The 2003-nt window shown below is 58.9% G+C and carries 3 protein-coding genes; all 3 read right to left on the minus strand.

Translation table 11 applies throughout. The features are described from left to right. Positions 1 to 90: 90 nt before the first annotated feature. Genes AC2FEE_RS25520 through AC2FEE_RS25530 form a run of 3 tightly spaced genes read right to left on the minus strand, consistent with a single transcriptional unit; the run spans position 91 to position 1720 of the window. Positions 91 to 825, minus strand: coding sequence for an SDR family NAD(P)-dependent oxidoreductase (locus tag AC2FEE_RS25520; protein WP_496868213.1), 735 nt, complete (start codon positions 823 to 825; stop codon positions 91 to 93). Beyond that, positions 822 to 1553 carry an SDR family NAD(P)-dependent oxidoreductase gene (locus AC2FEE_RS25525; protein WP_496868214.1) on the minus strand — a complete coding sequence of 244 codons (732 nt, stop codon included), beginning with the start codon at positions 1551 to 1553 and terminating at the stop codon, positions 822 to 824. The genes AC2FEE_RS25520 and AC2FEE_RS25525 overlap by 4 nt, the downstream gene beginning before the upstream one ends. Before the next feature lie 17 nt (positions 1554 to 1570). Beyond that, positions 1571 to 1720 carry a hypothetical protein gene (locus AC2FEE_RS25530; RefSeq protein WP_496868215.1) on the minus strand — a complete coding sequence of 50 codons (150 nt, stop codon included), beginning with the start codon at positions 1718 to 1720 and terminating at the stop codon, positions 1571 to 1573. Positions 1721 to 2003 lie beyond the last annotated feature (283 nt).

A 2003-nucleotide genomic window follows, 5' to 3' on the forward strand; every position in this document is an offset into this window, starting at 1 on the left:
CAACCCAAACGCCTGCCACCCCAACCCTTCCGAGAAATCGGCGCAAATACACTCCTCAGATGGAAAGAATGGAAAGCACGGGAAGAATGATCAGGGCAGGCTCAGCTTGGCCATCCGTCCGCCATCTACCGTGTAAACCTGACCGGTGATGAACCCGGCATCGTCCGACGCCAGAAATGCAACCAATGAGGCTACTTCCTCGGGGCTGCCGGTTCTGGCGACCGGGTGGATCCTGGCAATATCTCGGCGGAACGCGGCGGGGTCTTTCATGCTGTCGATGAAATCGAGGTTCAGATCCGTGTCGATCCACCCCGGCGCAACAGCATTGCACCGTATCCCTTCGGGGCCGTGGTCCACGGCCACCGCGCGGGTCAGACCGTGCAAACCGGCTTTGGATGCGCAATAGGCCGCGTGTCTAGGGTTGCTTCCAAGCCCCTCGATCGAGCCGGTGTTGACGATGCTGCCACGGGTTTTACGCAGATGTGGCAGGGCGGCCTGGATCGTCAGGAACGGTGCCGTCAGATTGACGGTCAGATTGCGCTGCCAATCCTCGAGGCTCATTTCCTCGACACTGGCTTCCTGCATCATCCCGGCGTTGTTAACCAGAACGTCCAGCCGCCTTGCCCGCTGGATAACCGCTTCCACCACCTGCGCCGGACCGGTAGGATTGGTGAAATCTGTAGCTATCCCCTGAAACTCGGAATCTTGCCCGCGTTGAGCGGTAAAGACCTGCGCGCCCTCGTCCCGCAACCGGCGCGCAATGGCCTGCCCGATGCCGCTGCGACCGCCCGTAACCAGCGCGACCTTGCCCTCGAACCGCATCATGACACAGGCTTCCCACCATTGACCTCAACCAGTGTGCCGCAGACATAGCGCGACGCGTCCGAGACCAGGAACATGATCACATCTACAATATCCTCGGGCTCGGCAATGCGGCCCAGTGGAACGGTCTGGCCCAGCTCTTTGACAGCGGTGTCCGGGTCAAACCCGCGCTTCTCAAAGCCCGACCGCAACATGGGGGTGTTCACCTCGTTCGGGCAGACGGCGTTGATGCGAATGCCCTGATGGGCGTGGTCCATCCCCATACATTGCGTCAATGAGGCAATCGCCGCCTTGGTCATGCAATAGACCGCATGGTTGGGACCCGGGCGCAGGCCCCAGCACGAGGCGGTGTTGACGATGGCCCCACCGCCACTTTCAGCCATGAGCGGGATCGCGGACCGGCAGATGCGGAATGGCGCCTCGACATTCACACCCAGCGACAGGAACCAATCGTTATCCGAGGACTCGGTCACTGACCCACGGGTGATGACGCCGGCATTGTTGATGACAATATCCAATCCGCCCAGTTGATCTACCGCTGCCTTCGGCAACGCATCAGCGTAGGTACCGTCAAGCAGATCGCCTGGCAGATGGGCTTCTGCCTCGATACCGCTGACATCTCGGTCAGCAATCGCCACACGGACGCCCTCCTCGCGCAGACGTGCCACAAGTGCGGCACCAATACCGCCCGCTGCGCCAGTGACCAGCGCTGTTTTTCCATTCAGGTCCATGGTTTTTTCTTCTCGTTTTAGAATGATGCGACCGGTGTGCCAAAACGGCTTTCACCAAGAAGGATACCCCACCCTAGACCTGCGGACAGATCAAGATGGCTGACCGAGCTGTAGTTGCAGGTATGAGGCAGGTCGTGCTGATAGATGTGAATTTCAGCTATTTTCATTGTAGTTTTATCCTGATTTTGAAGGTCAGCTGCGCGCCGAGAAAGTCAGAGCCAGAACGCAAGGCGTCAAAGTCTTGCAAGGCACCTCATCTCAGCAAGCTTTCTGCTCCGGATTTCAGCGCTGCGTTGTTCGATCGGTATCATAGCGGCAAGGTAGAGCGATCACTCTACTCTCGTCATGCTCAATTCCGACCTCCAACCCGTAATTTGGCGACAAAAACGGCCCGCCTGACACGGCGGGCCAGTCGGGGAGTGTGTTAAGAGGTCAGTAGCTCTGGTTCAG

Source organism: Ruegeria sp. YTSC199 (assembly GCF_059609725.1).

Bases quoted from the DNA above. Each gene is read 5' to 3' on its own strand.
- AC2FEE_RS25520 (WP_496868213.1), bottom strand. From the start codon at position 825: ATGATGCGGTTCGAGGGCAAGGTCGCGCTGGTTACGGGCGGTCGCAGC.
- AC2FEE_RS25525 (WP_496868214.1), bottom strand. From the start codon at position 1,553: ATGGACCTGAATGGAAAAACAGCGCTGGTCACTGGCGCAGCGGGCGGT.
- AC2FEE_RS25530 (WP_496868215.1), bottom strand. From the start codon at position 1,720: ATGAAAATAGCTGAAATTCACATCTATCAGCACGACCTGCCTCATACC.